A 20264-nucleotide genomic window follows, 5' to 3' on the forward strand; every position below is an offset into this window, starting at 1 on the left:
TATGAATTCTAGAAATTCGGGCACGGCAGCAACAGAGCGGCAACCACCTCAATAAATGCGGAATCTACGGTATAAAGTTTTCCTCGCCGTTGCCGATGAGCCTCAACCTCACGAGATCGGCAATCGAAGCCACGTCAAGCTTCTCGAACACGGAAGCACGGTATGCCTCCACCGTTCGCAGCGACAAGTGCAGTTGCTCAGCGATCAATTTGTTCGGCAAACCGTCGCTGACAAGCTCGAACACCGAGCGCTCGCGGGCCGACAACCTCGCCAGCCGGGCGCGAGCGTCTATGGTCTGGCGCCTCAACATTCTTTGCTCCTGCCCGCAACGAATCGCCTTCTGTAGACTCTCGATGAGGGCATGCTCGTCGATCGGCTTCGTCAGGAAATCCACAGCTCCGTTTTGGAATGCCCGCCGACATTGCGCGATGTCGCCGTGCCCGGTAATCAGGATGATGGGCAGAGCGCAGCCCATCGCATTGAGCCGCTCCTGCACAGCGAACCCACTCACGACGGGCATTCGAATGTCCAGCACGAGGCACCCAGCCTCGTCACCGTTGATGTCCTCAAGGAACGCCTTCGGGTCGCCGTAGGTTTTGGATTTCAGACCGATGGAACGAATGAGCAGCGCCAACGCATCCCGCACCGCTGTATCGTCATCGACCAAATATACGATAGCCTCTTCGCCGCTCGTGTTCACGGCGATCTCCTTGATGAATTGACCGGAAGTATCAGTTGGAATTCCGCACCGGACGATACCGACGCGTTCTCGAGCACCATTCCGCCGTAGGTTTCCGCGATCGACTGGCAAATCGTCAATCCGAGCCCCATACCTTCTGGTTTGCTGGTGTGAAATGGATGGAACAGGGTTTCACGAACGCCGGGAGAAATGCCCGGCCCCGTATCTCGCACACGCAGATTGACGCTGCTTCCATCGCATTCGATGGAAAGCGACAGCATGCGCGCGTCTATCGGCATCGGCTCCATCGCTTCAACCGCGTTGCGAATCAGATTCAGCACAATCTGCTCGATTTGTACGTTGTCGGCTCGGATACCGGGGATGTCGGCCGGTGGATCGAACTGTACCTTGATCTCGCCCTGTCGAAGCCAAGGTTCGGCGAGTACCAAAGCATTTCGCACGACTTCACGGATGTCCAGCGAGGCCACATTGGCGGGACGCTTGCTGATGAACGCTCTAAGACGCACGATGATGTCGGCCGCCCGCTTCGCCTGTTCCGTCATTGACTGCATCGCGCCCTCGATGGCTGCCAAGTCCGGAGCGGATTCGCGCAGCAAGCGCATACAGGCTTGGTTGTAGCTGAGAATCGCTGTCAACGGTTGATTAAGTTCGTGGGCAATGCCCGACGCCATTTCGCCCATCGTGTGCAGACGTGCCACATGTGCCTGTTCCTCTCGTTGAAATAGGCGTCGTTCTGCCTCTCGGGCAGCGCTCCGGCTCGCCCTCCGTTGCTGGTAGACAGCCAGCGTCAATAATGCAATGGCGAGCGTCGCGGCCACCGTCAAGGCTGCGGGCAGTATCGGCACGACCTCGGAGCCAAGCTGCCGCCGAGTCTCGAACACGAAAGGCTGCGTTTGACTGGGTAGGGCCTTCCGGTACACAAGCTCGGGAAGCAACACCCTCGCCCATGCCGGCGCAGGTTTCGCATCCATCCTGTCGATCAGTCCGTCTGCTTGGTCGAACGCGAATCCCTGCTCATAGATTCGCATTGACACGGAGGCGGACGGAATCTCGCGAGCGCCGAGGAATTTCCCCGTGTGAATCAGCATCGAGACGATGCGAGTGGCGAGCTTCGCTCGCAACGCCGCGTCACTAGTCGCCGGGGAGCGGCTATAGATCGCCTTGAATATCAGGTACGCTCTTCCGCCCTCATACAGGTCGAACGGTGCGGATATGGACGTTTGCCCGGTCCTGATAGTCTTGTCTATCGCACCGCGAAACTTGCTATCCGCGTAGACATCCAACCCAAGCACAGGGAGAGCCGTCTTCTCCTGCGGTTCCATGAAGGTAATTGGGTAATACGCAGGACGGACCGATGCGGGATGCCATTTTCGCTCGCCCCCATACCCGTAATCTTTAACGAAGTACCCTGGATAGATTTTTGTCTTTGCCCACGCCTCAAACCGCCGGAGGCCGGCATATTCCACGCGCGGTTGCAACTCGATCATGTAGATGTGCGGATAACGCATCAGCATTTGGTGCGCGTAGTCGCGCAAACCCTTCGACTCGACGCCTGGAAACGTGTGCAGCAGCGAATCGACGCCCGCCAGCACCGCCTCGTTCTGGTCGAGACGCTGACGAATGATCTCGTAGGTCGTTTCGCTCTGGACCGTGAAGTCTCTCCGCAGGCGAGAAATCTCTGACGCCATGAGGATACCGATGATGATCAGCGCCACAGCTAACCACCCTGCAAGGGCAGCAGCGATCACTTTGGCGGAAGGGCGGCGGTGCCGAACGAACGACGTCATCAGGATCAAGCATGAGAGCAGGACCAACAATTGTAAGTGCAAGCCTGACACCACTCACCGATGAAATGAACGCGCGGATGGCATTTGATCGGATGACCAAGTAGGCGTAGTCGCGGATGCCGCGAACGTGAAGACGACTTCGGCATCGCCGGCATCGAATGCATCACCGGCATTGAAGGCATGACGATTGACGCTCATCGACCCGTTGCTGCCTTGTCGGCGCCTCGAACCGACGTCGGCTCACCGGTCAATGCAGGACGTTCAATGCGTACCTTGGCATGCAATAGAATGCGGTTCCTGACGCCGTACCATGTCTCGCCTTAGTCTATGTCTATGTCCGATACGCCAACACTGCCCGAGTTGATTACAGCGCTATGCGAACGCGGAATCGATCTTTCCGGGGCCAACGTTCGAATGGGTAGCTATGGCGATTCGGAGCAATCTTCTGCAATGCTCATTTCCTTGATAGCGTCCAAGGTAAAGCGCAGCACGTGCAGCCTGCTGTGGTCGTGGGAACATGACGGGGAACCCCTGCCGCAGGAAGGGGACATCGAAATTGTTCTGGGCTTTCGCAATCGCCCCGCTCTGCTGCTCCGGACGACGAAAGTCGAGCTAGTCCCTTTCGAGAAAGTCTCTAGCGAGTTTGCGGCGGCCGAAGGAGAAGGTGACCTCTCGCTTGAATTCTGGCGCGCGGAGCACTGGACGTTCTTCAGCAGGGAGTGTCAGCGGATAGGACGACAGGCCGTAGCGTCAATGCCGCTCGTTTGCGAAACGTTCGACCTGATGGTCGATTTGCGTTAGCAGAACAAAAAAACCTCTACCTTTCGATCTGCACCCACTCCAACGGCCCAGAGCAAGATCGCGAAATCTATGACGCACTTTTTGCGCTATGTGGCGATGAATTCCCGGACGTTTTTGCCCAGCAGACCGGGTAGACTGCTGGCTCGGTAGCCCCAGCAGCTTTTCGCAAACTCACTTCGGATCGCACATTATTTCGCTCTGGAAAACGCCCGCTCGAGGCGGGCGGTAGGACGCAACAGGTCCGATTACTCAGCAAGTTCGGCAGTCAACTCAGGATGCCTGGTAATCAAGCGCAGCAGGCACAGGACAGCGCCAGAGGGAGCAAAGCGACCTTGCTCCCAATCGCGCAGCGTGGCCACGGGCGTACCGATCCGCTCGGCGAAAGCAGGTTGAGTCATCCCCGCCGCCTCGCGCGCCTGACGCACAAGCATCTGCTCGGGAGTGGTTACGCGACCGACGCGCGCCTTGGCTTCCTCAAGCGCCTGCCGCAGATCCGGCAGCAACTCACCGGCGTCGGCCTCAATGGCCTTGGCGATTTTCTCGATGTCCATCACAGCACCTTTCGGATGTCCTTGGGGAGCAAGTTCTCGCGCTCGGCCTTGGCATAAACCGCCACGAGCAACACAATCTCCTCATCGGTCAGAAGTAGATTACGCGCGCACCGCCGGACTTGCCGGTACCTGCGCGCTTCCAGCGAACCTTACGAGTGCCGTCGGCGCCAGGGACCACATCCCCTGCATCCGGATTGGCGGCGATCCAGCCGATGAAGTCGAAACGTTCGGCATCTGACCAAATGCGCTCGGCTTGCTTCTGGAAGGTTGGGGTTTCGATCACGGTCCGCATAGATGCGCATTATACGGGATTCCCGTACAGCACCAAGCTCTGGGACCTCTCGCCGTTTACTAGGCCGCCGGATCGACACTGTTGGCTCGAACCGTACAGTGTTAGCTCACCGGGAGCGATATGAGCCATCTCAATATGTGTCCATTGCTCGCAACAAACGAACCGGCCAGCCCTTCGGCCATGCAGCGAATATCCATCGCTACGTCGGAGTCGGCAACGCTAGCTCATCCGCTTCACGAATCACGAGGCCCCGGAATCTGACGATGGCTGCGTTTCACGCATGGCGATATGACGCCCCATCTCCGTCGACGTCCGATTCCCCAGATGAATCGACCGCCGCCCCAGCTTTTTGATACGATCCAGCTTACGAACAGGCGTCGTTTCGTCGGCTGTTCGTAGGCTTGTATCCGAGCTAGGCAAAAAAACAAACATGAGGGCCGCATGAACAATACATATAACTACGGATCTCACAAAGATCTTGAGCCGACCGAGCTTTTTTTATTCATCGCTGTTGAGCAGACCTGCGAGCAGCTCGGGATCGACGACGTGGAATACGTCATCTTGATTTTTTCCGGTCTGCCGATTTTGCCAACCCGTGCCAAGCCATTAGGAGCGACGAAGGGAACGTCTATCGCCTCCGTTATGTCTCGTTCGCTGTTCCGCTACGAGCTAAAAAAGAAGGTCTTGCCGACCTTCACGCTGAACAGCATAAAGCGGCTTCGCTGGATTTTGACTCACAAGCTCAGCACGTTCGTCGGTCGAACGCTGCCGGGCGTCGGTTGGGTTCTATTGGCAAACGACGTTGCCCAGATCGGGTATCACACCGTCATTCAATACAACCGCATCGTTTCGCCTGAGGATAGGGTGTTTTAATGGCAAGCTATACCTGGGAAGACCTCGAATCGTTTGTCAGAAAGGAAGCGTGCGTATCACCGAAGAAGGCCATAACACCCGAATCGACGATAGAAACGGATTTGGGGCAACAGGGCGACGATGCTGACGAGTTCATGCAGCACTTCTTCGAAGCGTTCCATTTGGATAGGGGCGACTACGACTTTCATCGCTACTTCCTAATGGAAGGCGAGGGTATTCTGTATCATTTGGCGATGAAAATACTGAGAAAGCCGCACTCGTTTAAACGGGAAACGCTGACGGTCGGTATGCTTCATAAGGCACTGATTGATGGCAGTTGGGACTCACAAGCGCTGTCGCGACGGTAGCCGGCAACTACGCTACGGATTAGGCAGTACAACAACCACACGAGAGACGAGCATGCCGATAATTGAGTTGCAGATTTTCAGCCCGCGTTGGGGCCATGAAGACACTTACGAGATCGAACTCGAACGGGACCACCTGGAGATCACCAGGGGAGCTAACACGGCCCGCGCTGATTGGCGGGACAACGCGGATCCTGCATGGAGCGGCTGGACCGTTGAGGGCATGATGGGGAATGACAGCATCCACCCGCCGGCCGTCACCCAAAGAATGTTCCAGAAGGTTTGGACGGCTTGGCGAGGTGGTGAGATCGACGCTGCACAAGCAGGAGCGGAGCTACGGGCGCTTGCTGACTGGATCAATGCGGTAACACGCGCTAAACCACGAACTGACTTCTGGAGGGCCTACTTCTAGCTCGCGGTACAGCAGAGCGGTCCAGCTCGCCTTGGCCAAAGCAATTGCTCCAGCGATTTCATGCTTTGCGTTGCGAGGTGGAACTGCGGGTCCGAATGAAGCTGGGACAGCACGAGTACCTGGGGACCTTCGGGGGCGAGCGAATGTTCGCATTCCGTGGCATCCGACAACCTCATCAATCAATGGGATTCCCCAGCTTGGCACACGCGTCGCCCATGGCGCGAAAGACGATATAACCCATGTCCGCACCACCGATTTCAGGGTTGTCTGCGACGAACTTGTCGACAACGGCGGCAATCACGGCGTCGTTCATTTGGTGATTGACCGCGCATGTCTGCAACTTGTAGACGCGCCTCACCTGCGTTGCGGCAAGCATCGGCGCAAAGAAAAAGCCGTCAACTACTCCGGCCACATAGCGCTGTCTTTCCACCGGTGAAAATTGTCGATACGAGCTACCCGTCATGAATGAATGCGGCACGCCCCCCTGCGGCATTGGCCGTCATTTTAACCGTCAAGAGCATCCCCGCTGCGATTATGTTCTTCATTGGCCCGTCGTTCTCTTTTTTAAAATTGCGTCATCGTGGTTGCTATGGCGCCCCCAAAGGTACTTCGTGAACTCATCGCTGGATATGAGGATGAAGTCCCGACAGATGGGAGACGAGACGCGAACTCATTTGCGAAAAACTAACCCAAGTGATAGCCCCAGATGCTAGCCCGCCGAGCACGGGCACCGCCTTTGACGCAATCCGAGCGAATGTTTGCTTCGTCAGTTTCACCCCGATCCATTTTGCGATTTGCTTCGCCAAGTTGTATAAGCCCCACTTTGTGAGCGGCATTCGGGGCAGGCGGGAAGCCAGTTCTTTTGCAACATTCTCACTCAGCCTACTAAGCAACGTGCCAGCGCCAGCGGCACCGAACATTACACCGATAAAGATCGTAAAAATATGAAGCGTCTCGTCGTCAATCTCTTCGCCATCCGAATAGAGATCTGGCCAGCCATGCAGGTACGCTAGCTTCTGCGTAACAACGACTACATGCCAAAAGAACTGCGTCAGGTCAGTGGGAATCGTACCTACCATCCACCAGCCTCCCGGCAAACCGGCAGCAACCGAAGCACTAGTAACGCCGGTTCGGTGCCACGCAATCGATGAACTTGCGACCTTTTCTATCTCCCCCGGTGAGATCCCAGCCCTTGTTGGGCCAGATGCAATCGCTAATTCAACCAGTTCCGGCGTGACACGCTTCTTGAACTCCCGCCTGAGGTAACTGGCGCGGTCGATACGCGCGCCAGGTAGAGCCAACGCGGAGCGCAATACGTTGTTCCATACATCAGCCTTTCCTTGTTGGTCGAGTTCCGCAGTAGTCATGGTCTTGTTGTCATCAAAAGAAGCAGTCTATATCGTATTTGACTTCCTACGAATCCCCAGAAAAACCATGCCGATCTGTCGCAACCGCCGCCATATCCCTATGGCGGCGGGCGTCCGCACCTGCCAGATCTCCGGTCTCCCGGTGACGCCGCCCCACCGCTCCGAGTGACGCCACGCGAGCACTTCCGAAGCGGCGCCACTTTTCACGCCAGCGACCGCGACACCCCACTACCCAAACCACCAAAAACCCCGGACAATCGCGGTCTCCGCGGGCGTCGTATAATGGCTATTACCCTAGCTTCCCAAGCCCCTGCGCGTTAAGCAACACCACTATTCACGCGCGTTCTCACGTCACGTTTTCTCCCTGTTCCTCGTAGAGTCACTATCCATGCGGGTCTCACGGCGATGCCAGTTTTCACCCCACTGGCAACACCAAGAAGCTGCCGATATGGCATCCTACCCGAGCAACAATAAACGGGATGCAGATATTTCATGGAAACACACGACCATCTTCCGTCGATTTGGACTCCGTATCAGGTCTTCTACATTCATAGCATGCTGTTTAATAGCGCGTCTGCTATGCAATCCCTGACAGAGATCGACGCGATTTTTCGCAAGATATTTTCGACCCCGACGGTCGACCCCGGTGATGTTCCGACCAAGCGCATCCTCGATAATCTGCAAAACGTGGTACTGCAAGCTGCCTCACTATCGCGCTATTTCTGGCCGGTAAGGAAGGGACATGAGAATCGGGGGTCCGTACTCCGTGATGCCTTTTCGATTAATGAAACCAGCCCAATGTTTGACCGAAGCCTTCGTAACGCGCTCGAACATTTTGACGAACGCTTGGATAATTACCTGGCCTCCGGAATCGTCGGATACGTGTTTCCCGAATATGTGGGGCCTGCACCCGCCGACAATGACGTCCCAGGGCATTTCTTTCGGGCATACTTTTTCGACCGAGGGATATTCAGGCTTCTCGGCGAAGAGTTCTCGATCGAACCATTGGCGGCGGAGATACAATCAATTCACGAAAAGCTCAGTCGAATGGACCAACAAGGCGGGACCCTTCGACGGATGCCTGCCTAGTCGGAGTTAGAGTGAAAAACGGACACGACCAGCCGAACCTCGCAACCACCTGATATCACCAAGGAACTGAGCCGCTAAGCTCCATCGGAAACGCCGGCATCGTTGTGGCCGGGCGAAGTGATATGGGCGACAAGCTTACCTGCCGGTCTGCAAAGCAGCCGTTCCTTGAGCGATTCCCGAGGACAGCTCCTGGCCGACACTAGCCCCGCGTCGGGGTACTCCACCAAACCATGCGCCTTCATCTCCGTGAGGGTCCATGCCTTGCCCTCGGTTATGCGGTTCCGATCAGCACGTCAGCCGGAATATGCAGTCCATCGCGCAGCTTGCGGATCATGGCAAGGCTCAACGCACGCCGGCCAGCCAGCACCTCATACACGCGGTTGCTGTTCCCGATGTACGGCTGCATGTCGGGAACCGACAGGCCCGCCTGTTCCATCCGAAATTTGATCGCGTCGATCGGGGCTGGCGCCACCATCGGGAAGTGCTCGGCCTCATACTTCTCGACGAGGATCGCCAGAATCTCCAACTCGTCGCCTTCCGGCGTGTCCGGAGCAGGATCCATATCCACGAGCACGGATACGGCCTTCAGGGCCGCCTCGTAATCAGCCTCGGTTCGAATCGGATGAATGTTCATCTCGTTACTCCATTTCTACGGTTGCCGCATCGACCCTGTCGTATTCCGCGTGCGTGCCGACAAATTTCACGTACACCACGCCGATCTGATAGGCCACCGCGACGATCAACCGGAAGTCGTTGCCCTTGATGTTAAAGACCACGCGATTCCGACCGACGAAGCTGGCGCTGGCGTATTGGTCCTTGATGTTCTGCGGAGTCTTCCAGTTAGCCTTCGACGCTTCCGCGTGCCACGCCAACAACGGTTGTTGGGCTTGCGCGTGACGCACGATGAAGTCAAGCAAGGTTCTTTTGGCAACGATTCGCATCTTGCACATTTTAGTCCCAATTTGGGACTGGCGCAACGCTACCTACGAATCGATGGCGACCGATCTCGCGATAAGCGCCCTTCAAGGAGGTGCCGATGTCTGGCAAGTGCATGCTCCGAACCCGACGTCTGAGTGGGAGGAAAGGTGCAACCGATGCCTCTTTTTTAGCCAATCCCGGCCGGCCGCTCACCATTCCCTGCGATGCCGCCGCTCCATCGGCGAGCCATGCTAGCTTCCGTGCCAGCGACAGCGACACCCCACTCCCCAAACCACCAAAATCCCTGTAAAATTACCGGCTCTGCGGGCGTCGTATAATGGCTATTACCCTAGCTTCCCAAGCCCCTGCGCGTTAAGCAACACCACTATTCACGCGCGTCCTCACGTCACTTTTTCTCCCGCCTCCACGTAGCACCACTAGCCACGCGGGTTTCGGGGCGATGCCAGTTTTCATCCCAGCTACAATCCTCAAAAGCGGCAAGTCACACTGACCTACCGTTACCGTCCGAACACGTCGCAGATTTCGCTCGTTCGCCGGGAACTGTGCTGCCCCGCAACATCAGCTCCTCACCCGACGACATCGCCTACCGTCGTCCATACACCCCCGCCAGCGATCAGCCACAATCATAGAAAGATCCAATACCGCCCACCTGGAACCTGCATTAGCACAATAAATACCGAACAATCAAAGACTTACACAACGAAGTCGAGACAAGGCGAGATCGCCCCACATCACAGCTCAACTCTGATTCACTCTGATTCACGTTGATTCACGCAGAGACGACGCAGACACTCGCCCGAAAAATTCTCTGCCATCTGGGTATTTGACAACGACCCGATTAATGATACAGTCATGCCATCGATGACTCCGTAGGACGAATCATGGCAAGCAGCAAAGAGAAGCCAGCTACACCGCCGGTCATTTCTCACATGTCCTTCACCTCGTTTCTCAACTCCCTTCGGGACGCGGGCACAGTGCCGACGCGTATCGATAAGACGTTGATGCCGAAAGCCTCGGGCTCCCAACAATCCGGAACAATGGCGGCCCTTCGCTATCTTGGGCTGATCGACGATACGGGCAAACCGAAAGAGCATTTCAAGCCTCTCGTCCTCGCAGACGACGACGCTCGCAAACCAACGTTGCAGCAGATTTTTCAGGATGCTTACGCCTTTCTCTTCGAGGATCCGGAATTCGATCTGCGCCACGCGAGCGCGGGACAGATGACAGAGAAGTTCCGCAGCTTAGGTATTAGCGGCAGCACGTTGACGAAGACAATCGCGTTCTTCCTCGCCGCTGCGAAAGAGTACGGAATTCCTGTGTCCCCCCACATCAAACCGCCTCCGCCGCCGAAAGGTAACGGCCCTCAGAAAAGGGCGACGAAGACTACTGAAGAGACAAAGGTCGAGCCAGAAGGCAGCAAAGCCGCGCCGCCTGAAGACGATGATCAGGACGTTGAACGTTTCGAGATCCCGCTTCCGGGAAAGCGTAGCGCCAAGATCACCGTTCCGAACGGTCTCGACGGGGACGATTGGGTAATGCTGCAAACCATGCTTGCGGCCTACATCAAGCGATGGAAGGGCTTCGCACCGGAGAAGAGGGAAGAATGAGAAGAAGATAGTTCGGCCCTGGTTACATAGCTCGCAGTAGCCAGGCCGGAAAAAACAACGCCCCCAACCCCTCGATCTCTGGCAGGAGATCAAAACGTTGGAGGCGCCGGCGAGCAGAAGACAGCGCGTTAAAGCGTGCTTCTGTCACCCACAGTTATCGTGCAGATAACCCTTGTAGTCTACGCGACAAGGGAGCTGGGGGCAAGAATCGCTTTCAACCTCCTTACATGGAGGGGTTTATGCCCAACCTCGCTCACGAGCAGGCAAAGACCGTCTTCGTGCGTAACTACACCCGGATTCGCTTCGGCCATCTGGAACATGTGTGCGCGCACTGGCGGTCGGCACCCGGTCAGTTGAGTTTCAACTTCGACTGATCATCCGGCAACAGAACGGTCGGGTCCATCACAACCCGACCTTCTCGTCGCGCAGCGCCCCGAACTTCATTTTTTACCCATCGGCTCGTGCTTGTCCTTGATCATTTGGTAGTACGTGCTCGCACCGGCCTTCGTCAACTTCACTTCAGCGATGAACTTCTCGATGACGCCCTTCCGGGTCACATCCTTCACCGTCCGCATCCGCTTGTAGATCTCCGTCTCCAGTTCCATCTTCGTCGGCGTAGCCGGCGTCGCCTGTGCCCCCTTCGCTGCGGTATCGTTAGCCGTCGAAGCGTTCAGAGCCGACTTCGATTCACCAGCACCCGACTTCGCAGCTTTCTCGTCCTTGCTGCTCGCTACGATTTGCTACTGATCGACCATGATCGCCCTCCGTTCGTTGAAAGTGCGTCCAGGGTCCAGGAGATCGACCTCCGAGACAACGGCGGCCAAGCAAGCAGGCCCAACGCGACGACGAACAGGAGGAAATCCGACGAGCAACAGTGACAGTTTCCACGTCACCCTCGCCCGGCTCTCTCCTATCCCCTTGATCTACCGGGAATTTCCGAGCCGGGTCATCAGCTTATTAAGAATCTGCCGTAGGGCCAACCCGTGGTTGGCCCTGTTCTTCACCCAGATAAGTCGTCGCGTTATCAACACAAGAAAAACACACTTATCTGCAATTCAATGAACACCCGGCGCGCTGCCTGACCAAAGACTCAGTCAGTGATGGGCGCAAAAGGAATAACCGCTGCGTTCCTGTCGGACGGCTTCGGCACGCTCGGACGCCTATTCTTACGTTTTACCTCTCCGTTGACCACGAACATCATCGCCTCGTCTGTCGCTTGATTGATATGCACCCGAACGCTGCGCAGATGTTTGGCAAGTACTTTCTGGTAGCGGTCGATCGTTTCCAGTGAGTCGAGGTCTAGTCGGTACTCATAGATTTTTTTCGCGCCCTTATTCACTGCTTTCCTCGTCGTCTTCAAACCAATCATCTTGAGGAGGTTCGACAATTGAAGCATCGGCTTTTCCCGCAAGTCATCCCGAACACGAACGCCAAGCACCAATCCAATTTCTTGAACGTGCAGCTCGGCCGCATCCATGAACGGCCCAAGGGTGCTTGACTGGAACTCAGCAAATGTGTCGATTCTTCCGTGCTCGTCCACTACACCTGCCGCACGCAGCAATGTCTTCAACAACTTGGATTTCCGGGCGTAATCGCTCCGCTCAATGACCGACGTACTTGATCAGTCCGGAGGATCGTTGTTGATGCGTTCGCGTGACTGCCTCCGAGATTCAAGCCAAGGGCAATACCTGGAAACCCCGGAGGGGATTTGTCACATTACCAATTAAGAACCGGGACTCTTGCCCTTATCCAATCAATAACTGTGGGAGGCATGGCAATGCTGTGGTCTATCTGTGTATCATCGTCCTGATAAATGATAGTAGCCACCCCTATCGTGAGAGGTTCATGGCCCGGCTGACCGTCCCAAAAGACCTTGTAGTGTCTCTTGGCCAAAATCGCCCCCTGATCATTGGTGATAGTTAGTTCAACGGGATCCATGCTATCGCCAAAGAAGTGACTATTGTTAACTCCGCTTCCGCAAATTTTGATTGCGTACTTCCTTCCTTGAAAGTACTTAACCCCACCATTCAATTGACTGGTGTAATTGTATTTCTGACAATCATAACTTCCCCCACCAACAAGAAAATTAGCCAAATACAACAGAACGCCCAGCCAAAATATGATAGCCGGCGTCATTTTTAGTAATTCTCGACCAAATGATTTCTCCGTCTTGTAAATCTGAACTGCTTTGCATCCAAAAAACAGCATGATTACCACCACCAAACCAATCCCAATATCGCCGGCAAAATGAAGAGAAGCGATAACAAGCCCGTTGTGGATATTGCTCGGAATAAACCAATCCACGATTGCACACACCAAAATCAACGCAGCAATCGAGGCAACGATCAGAAGGAAATTCCTCATTGACCGATAGAAATATTGTCGTACGGACGGCATATCGTTTCCAGTTTAATGACAATGGGCTTCTTGAGCTTATAGAGCTGAGGTTTGCTGTAAATCATGAAATCCTCACCTCTTTTGTGCTTCGCCCTCCATTCGTTATAAGACCTGTTGTAGACAGGCCAGTAGACGTCTTTTTCTAGAAATTTCCCAAAGAACCCGCGCCTTGCATCAACGGGCTTGCCAACTTCCTTTTTGACGGACAGGTAGTCCCAATTAATCCGCACCTCCTCAATTGTATTATTATCCAACCTCGCCTTCCATGACGGGCGAATCTGTCCAATCAGATCGTTGGCGGCCAACACATAGGAGGTAATCATACCGCTTTTGTTCCAATGGCCGAGATACTGGCTATTTGCGGGGTCGGCATCGTTGAAGGAATAGTTGTCCTTAAGGTAAATGTAGATATGAGTGAGCGTCGCCATCGAATCAATGCAGTATTCGGCTGGCTTCCTTTCGTATTTGAAGAATTTTTCACTACTGACTTCGACCCTCCCGATAGCGGCGTATAGGAGGAAGTTCCCCAATGTCGCAGATAAATCGGTCGGAGTAGCTCCATCCAGAGTATCAAAGGTGCCGATCTTCTTTTTCTGAATTTGCCAGTCTATGTGGAACTGCCTTATATCGGAATTGAAGACCGCTGTTTCAAAGCTGAGATTAGGGCTCAAGCTCTTCGCATCCGTAAAATTCTTGGTGACATGTTGGAGGATTTTCCTTCTTATTAAAGGAAGCGCCTTTTCTGAGTAGATGTCTTCAAAAAGCAATTCACCCAGCCTTTCTTTTACCTTGCCATATTTCAAAGCCCAATTGAGGGTGATGGTTGTATCGTCTAAAGGCTGTTCCGAATCAGGTTTGTCATTGTAGATATGACTCGGACCGGCGAACCACTTCCTGGCAACCTTAGCTGCCATAGGCCATCTCATTTTTTCCATGGCCCCAGGAACATCCTGAAGGTCAAATTCGGGAACCTTGTCATGGTCCTCGGCCTCGAGTTCCCCGGGCTGAGGCTTGGGCGGTTCCTTCGGCTGCTGTCGCTTCGCCTGTTCTACAAGCAGCTGCTGGCGTGCGGCTTCCGCTTTCTGGGCCTTGACCTGTTCCGCAGTGGGTTTAGGCGGCGCTGGCGGTGGGGTCTCGCCAGGCGCAAGCCTCGCGTATGAGATGGTTTGGATAGTATTGATGGGAACCGCGCCTCGGAACCCATCATGCTCCTTCCATACCCTTCCACGAAAGACCGAAGGCTCTATTGTGTAATACGGAACCTTTCTCACCTTTGCGACCATATCAGCTTGCCGTCAGAATTTTGGACCCGAACCAATATCATAGGTATGTCAAATTGGGCGACAAGGGCAGGAAAAATCGGACGACGCCTATGGATGAAACCTTCTTCGCTTGATGGAGTCCCCGGCGCTACGAGTACAAATCACCGGTTTTATGCATTGAACAACGGAGCGAAAGACTGCATTCTTGAAGCGTTCAACACGGCGTTTCCGCGCCCTGGCGCCTTAGCGCCGATTTTCCGGGCTCGATCGTCGATCCGGGCTACAAGCAGATCCCGAGGAGCTGATGCAGTCGATGCGGCCAGGTAAGAGCTGAAAGCACCGGGAGCCTTCGTCCGAACGCTAATGCCGCCCCGCCGGACGGACGATGCCAGCAAGAACTTCCGAAGCGGATACACTTTTCACGCCAGCGACAGCGACAGCGACACCCCACTCCCCAAACCACCAAAACCACTGTATAATTTGTGGCTCTGCGGGCGTCGTATAATGGCTATTACCCTAGCTTCCCAAGCTAGAGACGTGGGTTCGATTCCCATCGCCCGCTCCACTCGAGATCGCAGGGGCTTTAGTCCCTGGCGCATCGTCTAGCATCCATACCGATCCCCTCATCGCACCGCCCCTTCCCGAAGCGGCACGTCCCCCCCGCTCCCACCCCAGATTTGCCCGCACGCCAAGCCTCTCCCCCCGCCCCAAGACTTGCTATACTGCCGTGCGCTCCTCTCGGAAAGCGTGCAAACGCCCGAGCCGCGCACCCGCATCGTTCGCTCCTCTCGAGCCCCACGAACCTGCGGAGCCCCCGCTAGGATTCCGATCGCACGCCCCCGCTCGGCGCCTCATCCGGAGTCGGCAAGTTGCTCTGATGACGTGAACAAGCCATGTCAGCGCAAACATCGACCGTACGCATCGTCTTACCGATCCTGTTCGCCTTGCTCTCGGCGTCGGCCGCCGCCTCGGCGCAAACGCTCACCGACGAGTTAGCCCAGCGCAGCGGCGTCAGTCCCGCCGAAGTGTCGACGCTGCTCGCCAACTGCGACGCGAACCGAACCAGCATGAAGTTCTGCGCCTGGCGCGACGAACTCGCAGCCGAACGCACCCTGCGCCGCCTCATCGACGAAAAACGCGCCGCCTCGCCCAAATGCGGCGCCGTCCTCGCGCAAAAAGTCGCCAGCTGGCAAAAGCGGCGCGACGAAACCTGCCGTCAATCCGCCGAACAGCAATGGACCGACGGATCGATGCAATCCGCAGCCGTCGCCCTATGCGCCACCGACCGCACCAAACAATTGATGCAATCGCTCGCGTCGAACACCTGCCGATAGCCTCGTCATAAATCTTGTCATCAACGCTTGAAATGTCACGCTCTGCCCCCCACTCTGTGAGCGTCGGCTTCGCCGTTTGCAGCGCGAATCGTTCGGCGCGCCAGGCTCCGTGCTTTCCGGGGCAACCAGCCAGCGCGTTTTGAAGCAATCGCGGAATTTCCGGCGCGCGTCGCTGTCGATACTAGGCTCGGCCACACAACGAACAGCCTTCGCTCAGGCCGCCCGCCCACTTCTAGTGCAACCCGAAAAAGATGGAACGGTATTTCATGTCACGCACGAGCGCCATCGGGTTGCTCGTCGATACGCGTCAAGCGCTCGCCGCCGACCTGCGTGAAAAACCGTCGCACTCGGGGCCGAGCAGCGAGCAAATGCTCCGCGACGTCGAGCGCCTATTGCTCGACGTGCGCGTCGGTCGTACCCGCGAGTTTCAGCTCGAATTCCCGAGTCGGATCCACGTGATCGTCTCCGACTAACGCCTCCCCCGCCTCCGGCACAAGCCAGCGCCCTGCGCCGCCCGCCCGCCGACATCGTCTACAATCTCGCCCACGACTCGACGCCGGCCGCGTGCCGGCGTGCACCCGACACGCAAGCCGCCCCGTTGGCGGCTTTTTCATGTCGCCAGGTGCCGACGCCCTAGACTGTTACCTACGATGATTCACGATCCGAACGAACCGGGCCTGCCGCCCGATACCCCGAACAACGCAGACAGCGCCACCCACGCCAACGACCCTTCCGCGTCGCCCCCGAACGAAGCGCCGCTCTTTCCGCGCCGCATCCGCAGCTTCGTCACGCGCGCCGGCCGCGTCTCGACAGGCCAGCGCCGCGCCATGGACGAACTGGGCCCGCGCTTCGTCGTCCCCTACTCGCCCGCCCCCGCGGACTGGGAGGCGCTGTTCGGCCGGCAAGCCCCGCGCGTGCTCGAGATCGGCTTCGGCATGGGCGCCAGTACGGCTGAAATCGCCGCGGCACGGCCGGGCGACGACTTTATCGGCGTGGAGGTGCACGAACCCGGCGTAGGTGCGCTGCTCAAGCTCGTCGGCGAAGCGCAACTCACGAACATCCGCATCGTTCAGCACGATGCCGTGGAAGTGCTGGAACACATGATCGCGCCGGGGACGCTCGACGGCGTGCACATCTTCTTCCCCGATCCGTGGCACAAGGCACGACATCACAAGCGCCGGCTGATCCAACCGCCGTTCGTCGCGCTGCTCGCTTCGCGCCTGAAGCCCGGCGCCTATCTGCACTGCGCGACCGATTGGCAAAACTACGCCGAGCAAATGCTTGAAGTACTCGGCGCCGACCCTTCGCTCGAAAATACGGCGTCCGACTATGCGCCGCGGCCCGACTATCGTCCCGTGACGAAATTCGAACGGCGCGGCTTACGGCTCGGCCACGGCGTGTGGGACCTCGTCTTCAAGCGCCGTTAAGGTCGCCGCGTTCCGCTGCCGGAAGGCCGAGACGCTGCCCGAAGGCGGGGCGCACCCGGACGGTCACGCGCCCCAATCGAGCACATCGCCGTAGCCGATGACCAGAACGATCATCCCAAACGCGATGCGATACCAAGCGAAGGCGGTGAAATCGTGCGTGGCGAGGTAGCGCAAAAGCCAACGCACGCAAATGAAGGCGCTCACGAATGCGGCGGCCGTGCCTGCCGTCAGGATGTCGGCCATATCGACGAAGGCCCCGCCGCGGTGTTTGAGCAGTTCGTATAGCGTAGCGCCGCCAATGACGGGAATCGCCAGAAAGAACGAAAATTCCGTCGCCACCCTGCGCTCGACGCCCAGCAGCATCGCCCCGATGATCGTCGAACCGGAGCGCGACACGCCGGGAATCAACGCGCAGCATTGCGCGAAACCCACCTTCAACGCATCGAGCGGACGCAATTCGTCGATGGTCCGAATGCGCCCCGTCGCTCCGCCCGAGCGACGCTCCCGCGCTTGAACCCAAAGGATGACGACCCCGCCTGCCACGAGCGCAAGCGCCACGGGCACCGGCGCGAACAGCGCGTCCTTGATCACGGCTTCGAAGCAAAGCCCCAGGACGACGGCCGGGATCGTGGCGATGACGACATTCAGCGCGAACCGGCGCTGCGACCGATCGCCCCACACGCCGGACGCCACGCGGCCTATGCGCCGACGGTATTCCCAGCAAACGGCGAGGATGGCGCCGAACTGGATGACAACGTGGAACGTCTTCGCGCCATCGCCGCCGAAATTCAACAAGCTGCCGAAGACGATCAGATGCCCCGTACTGGAGACGGGAAGAAACTCGGTCAGCCCTTCGACGATGCCGAGGATCAATGCCTTGCCGATCAACACCCAATCCATCGATGCCCTCCCTGTTCGCTTGAGTTCGCTCAGTCGGAACGGCGCGAGGGGCCGGGCAACCACGGGGCGCGACCTCTCGCGGCCGCGCCCGTCGTTATTTTTCGACGATCTGGACGCGTATGCCGTTTGTAAGGATCGTAATTGTACCGGGTTCGAAGTTCACGCCCGCAAACTGCAACTGCTCGGGCTTGAATGTGTAGATCGGATAGCCGTCGAGCCACTGCGCGGCGGCGAGCGCGCCAGCCGCCTCGATCTGCTGCTGGTAGGCGCGCGCCTGCCCGCTCACCTCGACGCGCTCGACGCTCGGCGAGCGCAGCACGACGGAGTGGCTGGGCTCGTCGTATTGAAGCTGGCTGGTCAACAGAAACGCGCCGTCGACCGGCGCTTGCAGAAACGGACTTTCCACATGCGCGTCGACGTGGACCGTCACGCGGTCGGCACTCGGCTCGAAGCCGACGACGGGGTTCGTCAACGCCACCTCGAATAGCTGCGAAACGGTGTGCCGGTACGGAAACTTGCGCCCGACCGCCGCTTGCACCTGTTCGCGCGAAAACGTGTAGTGATCGGGGATAAAGGGAAACGTCTGGCTCGCGCAAGCCGAGAGCGAAACGCCGACACTCGCAACGACACTCGCGGCGGCGATCGCGGCGCAAGCCAAGCCCAACAACCGGCGCCGGCGGGGCGCGACGGCGTACGTCATGCATAACCTCCTGGACTTAGCGTCCCCATCTACCTTTGTACCCATCTGCCTATCCAAGCTGCCCCGTTATTCTTGCTCGAAATAGGACAAACCGAGTGCGCCTTTTACTTCCGATAACGTTTGTCCGGCCACCTCTCGCGCCCGCGCGGTGCCGCGCCGCAAGATCTCGAGTACCTGCGCCCGGTCGGTCTCGAACTCGCGGCGACGCGCGCGGATCGGTTCGATGATCGCCTGCAGCCGTTCGTCCAGCACGCGCTTGACCACGCTGTCGCCCAGCCCGCCGCGGCGGTAGTGCGCCTTCAGCTCGTCCACCTTCTGCGTGTCCGGCTCGAATGCATCGAGAAACGCGAACACCACATTGCCCTCGACCTGGCCCGGGTCGCTCACGCGCAAGTGGTTCGGGTCGGTATACATCTCTTTCACCGCCTTCGAGATTTCATCGGGCGTGGCGCCGAGCGTAATCGCGTTGCCCAGCGATTTGCTCATCTTCGCCTTGCCGTCGATACCCGGCAGCCGCGGCGTATCGGACAGCACGGCCTCGCACTCCACCAGCACTTCTCGTTCGACGATGTAGTTGAAGCGGCGCACGAGTTCGTTCGCCTGCTCGATCATCGGCAACTGATCGTCCCCGACAGGCACGTGCGTGGCCTTGAAGGCCGTGATGTCGGCGGCCTGGCTGACCGGGTAGGTCAGGAAGCCCGCGGGAATGTCGCGCTCGAAGCCGCGCAAGGCGATCTCCGCTTTGATCGTGGGGTTGCGCTCGAGACGGGCCACCGAAACCAGATTCAGCAGGTACTGCGACAATTCCGCGAGTTCGGGCACCTGCGACTGAATAAAGATGGTGGACTTGGCGGGGTCGATGCCGACCGCAAGATAGTCGAGCGCCACTTCCAACACGTTTTCCGTCACGCGCTGGTGGCGGCCTACGTTGTCGGTCATCGCCTGCGTATCGGCGAGCAATAGGAACTGCGTCGCTTCGTGCTGCAGTTGCACTCGGGCACGCAGCGAGCCAATGTAGTGGCCGAGATGCAGCGGCCCCGTCGTACGGTCGCCGGTGAGGATAATGGGCTGTTTTTTGTTCGTCATGGGCTCGGGTTGTATGGGGTGAATCAGCCGGGATCGCTGCCCGGCGTGGTCTGTACTTCAATATATCCAAGCCAACGCAGGGCTTGTTCGCGGCTATCGCCGCACATGACCTCGTCCGGCTGCAACGACGAACAGACCGCGGGGCGATCGGGATGCCCGAAGATTTTGCAGCGTTCGTCGGCGTCGAGCTGGATACAGCGCACGCCCGCGGGCTTGCCCAACGGCATGCCCGGAATGGGGCTGGAAATCGACGGCGCGATACAACACGCCCCGCAGCGGTTACGGCATTGCATGGTAAAACCCATCGAGAGGCACGGCGCCGCACCGTCGGCGCGAACTCGGTGCACGAGACTGGCGAGCCCGGCGAGTTCGGTTGGGCGGACGTACCTTGGTAAA

General features: G+C 57.6%; 26 protein-coding genes and 1 tRNA gene. 11 read left to right on the forward strand and 16 right to left on the reverse strand.

Features of this window, described 5'->3' with window-relative positions; translation table 11 throughout:
* Window positions 1-64: 64 nt before the first annotated feature.
* Complete coding sequence (locus ACTHN9_RS29030; protein ID WP_440540280.1) at window positions 65-700, reverse strand: response regulator transcription factor; 636 nt, start codon at window positions 698-700, stop codon at window positions 65-67.
* Window positions 697-2415: a CHASE domain-containing protein gene (locus ACTHN9_RS29035; protein ID WP_440540281.1), complete on the reverse strand. Its 1719-nt coding sequence runs from the start codon at window positions 2413-2415 to the stop codon at window positions 697-699. The genes ACTHN9_RS29030 and ACTHN9_RS29035 overlap by 4 nt, the downstream gene beginning before the upstream one ends.
* Window positions 2416-2820: 405 nt before the next feature.
* On the opposite strand from ACTHN9_RS29035, the gene ACTHN9_RS29040 reads away from it, so the two are divergent.
* Window positions 2821-3288 carry an ASCH domain-containing protein gene (locus ACTHN9_RS29040; RefSeq protein WP_440540282.1) on the forward strand — a complete coding sequence of 156 codons (468 nt, stop codon included), beginning with the start codon at window positions 2821-2823 and terminating at the stop codon, window positions 3286-3288.
* Window positions 3289-3533: 245 nt separating this feature from the next.
* Here the strand turns inward: ACTHN9_RS29040 and ACTHN9_RS29045 are convergent, their stop codons facing one another.
* Entirely contained in the window at window positions 3534-3839 is a 306-nt protein-coding gene (locus tag ACTHN9_RS29045; RefSeq protein WP_440540283.1) for a helix-turn-helix domain-containing protein, read from the reverse strand.
* Between the two features lie 88 nt (window positions 3840-3927).
* The gene (locus ACTHN9_RS29050) at window positions 3928-4131 is read right to left on the reverse strand and encodes a hypothetical protein (RefSeq protein ID WP_440540284.1); all 204 of its coding nucleotides are present in this window, start codon (window positions 4129-4131) and stop codon (window positions 3928-3930) included.
* Window positions 4132-4572: 441 nt separating this feature from the next.
* On the opposite strand from ACTHN9_RS29050, the gene ACTHN9_RS29055 reads away from it, so the two are divergent.
* The 3 genes from ACTHN9_RS29055 to ACTHN9_RS29065 are packed head-to-tail and all read left to right on the forward strand — an operon-like array spanning window position 4573 to window position 5760.
* A complete protein-coding gene (locus ACTHN9_RS29055) occupies window positions 4573-5004 on the forward strand; it encodes an STM2901 family protein (RefSeq protein WP_440540285.1) in 432 nt (143 codons plus the stop codon).
* On the forward strand, window positions 5004-5351 hold the full coding sequence (locus tag ACTHN9_RS29060; RefSeq protein ID WP_440540286.1) for a DUF1493 family protein: 348 nt from the start codon (window positions 5004-5006) through the stop codon (window positions 5349-5351). The genes ACTHN9_RS29055 and ACTHN9_RS29060 overlap by 1 nt, the downstream gene beginning before the upstream one ends.
* Window positions 5352-5403: 52 nt before the next feature.
* Window positions 5404-5760, forward strand: a complete 357-nt coding sequence (locus tag ACTHN9_RS29065) for a hypothetical protein (protein ID WP_440540287.1) — start codon at window positions 5404-5406, stop codon at window positions 5758-5760.
* 175 nt (window positions 5761-5935) lie between these two features.
* Here ACTHN9_RS29065 and ACTHN9_RS29070 read toward each other — a convergent pair whose 3' ends face one another.
* Together ACTHN9_RS29070 and ACTHN9_RS29075 are read right to left on the reverse strand one after the other, a co-directional pair.
* Window positions 5936-6223, reverse strand: coding sequence for a hypothetical protein (locus ACTHN9_RS29070; protein WP_440540288.1), 288 nt, complete (start codon window positions 6221-6223; stop codon window positions 5936-5938).
* Between the two features lie 154 nt (window positions 6224-6377).
* Complete coding sequence (locus ACTHN9_RS29075) at window positions 6378-7127, reverse strand: hypothetical protein (RefSeq protein ID WP_440540289.1); 750 nt, start codon at window positions 7125-7127, stop codon at window positions 6378-6380.
* Window positions 7128-7619: 492 nt separating this feature from the next.
* Between ACTHN9_RS29075 and ACTHN9_RS29080 the strand changes: the two genes are divergently transcribed.
* Window positions 7620-8216, forward strand: a complete 597-nt coding sequence (locus tag ACTHN9_RS29080; protein ID WP_440540290.1) for a hypothetical protein — start codon at window positions 7620-7622, stop codon at window positions 8214-8216.
* A gap of 271 nt (window positions 8217-8487) precedes the next feature.
* Here ACTHN9_RS29080 and ACTHN9_RS29085 read toward each other — a convergent pair whose 3' ends face one another.
* Both ACTHN9_RS29085 and ACTHN9_RS29090 read right to left on the reverse strand, forming a co-directional pair.
* The gene (locus ACTHN9_RS29085; protein WP_440540291.1) at window positions 8488-8850 is read right to left on the reverse strand and encodes a helix-turn-helix domain-containing protein; all 363 of its coding nucleotides are present in this window, start codon (window positions 8848-8850) and stop codon (window positions 8488-8490) included.
* 4 nt (window positions 8851-8854) lie between these two features.
* Window positions 8855-9157: a type II toxin-antitoxin system HigB family toxin gene (locus tag ACTHN9_RS29090; protein WP_440540292.1), complete on the reverse strand. Its 303-nt coding sequence runs from the start codon at window positions 9155-9157 to the stop codon at window positions 8855-8857.
* 879 nt (window positions 9158-10036) lie between these two features.
* On the opposite strand from ACTHN9_RS29090, the gene ACTHN9_RS29095 reads away from it, so the two are divergent.
* Together ACTHN9_RS29095 and ACTHN9_RS29100 are read left to right on the forward strand one after the other, a co-directional pair.
* On the forward strand, window positions 10037-10762 hold the full coding sequence (locus ACTHN9_RS29095; protein WP_440540293.1) for a DUF5343 domain-containing protein: 726 nt from the start codon (window positions 10037-10039) through the stop codon (window positions 10760-10762).
* 239 nt (window positions 10763-11001) lie between these two features.
* A complete protein-coding gene (locus tag ACTHN9_RS29100) occupies window positions 11002-11136 on the forward strand; it encodes a hypothetical protein (protein WP_440540294.1) in 135 nt (44 codons plus the stop codon).
* A 66-nt stretch (window positions 11137-11202) separates the two neighbouring features.
* On the opposite strand, the gene ACTHN9_RS29105 is transcribed toward ACTHN9_RS29100, so the two are convergent.
* From ACTHN9_RS29105 to ACTHN9_RS29120, 4 genes are all read right to left on the reverse strand, one after another.
* Window positions 11203-11499 carry a hypothetical protein gene (locus tag ACTHN9_RS29105; RefSeq protein ID WP_440540383.1) on the reverse strand — a complete coding sequence of 99 codons (297 nt, stop codon included), beginning with the start codon at window positions 11497-11499 and terminating at the stop codon, window positions 11203-11205.
* A gap of 353 nt (window positions 11500-11852) precedes the next feature.
* Window positions 11853-12335 (reverse strand): hypothetical protein, encoded by a 483-nt coding sequence (locus ACTHN9_RS29110; protein ID WP_440540295.1) that lies wholly within the window; start codon window positions 12333-12335, stop codon window positions 11853-11855.
* Between the two features lie 143 nt (window positions 12336-12478).
* A complete protein-coding gene (locus ACTHN9_RS29115) occupies window positions 12479-13126 on the reverse strand; it encodes a hypothetical protein (RefSeq protein ID WP_440540296.1) in 648 nt (215 codons plus the stop codon).
* Window positions 13123-14442 carry a DUF6402 family protein gene (locus ACTHN9_RS29120; RefSeq protein WP_440540297.1) on the reverse strand — a complete coding sequence of 440 codons (1320 nt, stop codon included), beginning with the start codon at window positions 14440-14442 and terminating at the stop codon, window positions 13123-13125. The genes ACTHN9_RS29115 and ACTHN9_RS29120 overlap by 4 nt, the downstream gene beginning before the upstream one ends.
* 469 nt (window positions 14443-14911) lie before the next feature.
* Between ACTHN9_RS29120 and ACTHN9_RS29125 the strand changes: the two genes are divergently transcribed.
* The 4 genes from ACTHN9_RS29125 (at window position 14912) to trmB (ending at window position 17182) form a co-directional block, all read left to right on the forward strand.
* A tRNA-Gly gene (locus ACTHN9_RS29125) sits at window positions 14912-14986 on the forward strand.
* A 328-nt stretch (window positions 14987-15314) separates the two neighbouring features.
* Window positions 15315-15755, forward strand: coding sequence for a lysozyme inhibitor LprI family protein (locus tag ACTHN9_RS29130; protein ID WP_440540298.1), 441 nt, complete (start codon window positions 15315-15317; stop codon window positions 15753-15755).
* A 266-nt stretch (window positions 15756-16021) separates the two neighbouring features.
* Complete coding sequence (locus ACTHN9_RS29135) at window positions 16022-16228, forward strand: hypothetical protein (RefSeq protein ID WP_440540299.1); 207 nt, start codon at window positions 16022-16024, stop codon at window positions 16226-16228.
* Window positions 16229-16405: 177 nt separating this feature from the next.
* Window positions 16406-17182 (forward strand): tRNA (guanosine(46)-N7)-methyltransferase TrmB, encoded by a 777-nt coding sequence (trmB, locus tag ACTHN9_RS29140; RefSeq protein WP_440540300.1) that lies wholly within the window; start codon window positions 16406-16408, stop codon window positions 17180-17182.
* Window positions 17183-17245: 63 nt separating this feature from the next.
* On the opposite strand, the gene ACTHN9_RS29145 is transcribed toward trmB, so the two are convergent.
* From ACTHN9_RS29145 to ACTHN9_RS29160, 4 genes are all read right to left on the reverse strand, one after another.
* Window positions 17246-18082 (reverse strand): undecaprenyl-diphosphate phosphatase, encoded by an 837-nt coding sequence (locus ACTHN9_RS29145; protein ID WP_440540301.1) that lies wholly within the window; start codon window positions 18080-18082, stop codon window positions 17246-17248.
* Between the two features lie 94 nt (window positions 18083-18176).
* Window positions 18177-18782 (reverse strand): DUF1439 domain-containing protein, encoded by a 606-nt coding sequence (locus ACTHN9_RS29150; protein ID WP_440540302.1) that lies wholly within the window; start codon window positions 18780-18782, stop codon window positions 18177-18179.
* Between the two features lie 66 nt (window positions 18783-18848).
* Window positions 18849-19868 carry a tryptophan--tRNA ligase gene (gene trpS, locus ACTHN9_RS29155; protein WP_440540303.1) on the reverse strand — a complete coding sequence of 340 codons (1020 nt, stop codon included), beginning with the start codon at window positions 19866-19868 and terminating at the stop codon, window positions 18849-18851.
* A 23-nt stretch (window positions 19869-19891) separates the two neighbouring features.
* Window positions 19892-20173, reverse strand: a complete 282-nt coding sequence (locus ACTHN9_RS29160) for a YkgJ family cysteine cluster protein (protein ID WP_440540304.1) — start codon at window positions 20171-20173, stop codon at window positions 19892-19894.
* Between the last annotated feature and the right edge of the window lie 91 nt (window positions 20174-20264).

Origin of the sequence: Trinickia sp., from assembly GCF_051953405.1 — a bacterium.
Lineage (GTDB): Bacteria > Pseudomonadota > Gammaproteobacteria > Burkholderiales > Burkholderiaceae > Trinickia.